The 324-nt window shown below is 52.2% G+C and carries 1 rRNA gene; it reads left to right on the plus strand.

Annotated elements, in window-relative coordinates:
* Positions 1 to 324: ribosomal RNA gene (locus tag AC23ME_RS21110) — 16S ribosomal RNA — on the plus strand; the annotation flags it as partial.

Raw genomic sequence — 324 nt, forward strand, 5'->3', positions numbered from 1 at the left:
AACCTAGATACGTGTATCTAGCTGAATGTACCGAAGGAATACGGATCGGCTAACTCCGTGCCAGCAGCCGCGGTACTACGGAGGATCCAAGCGTTATCCGGATTTCGTGGGTTTAAAGGGTGCGTAGGCGGCCTGTTAAGTCAGGGGTGAAAGACGGTAGCTCAACTATCGCAGTGCCCTTGATACTGAGGGGCTTGAATGGACTAGAGGTAGGCGGAATGTGACAAGTAGCGGTGAAATGCATAGATATGTCCCAGAACACCGATTGCGAAGGCAGCTTACTATGGTCCTATTGACGCTGAGGCACGAAAGCGTGGGGATCGA

Source organism: Pedobacter sp. T50_32, assembly GCF_057652195.1.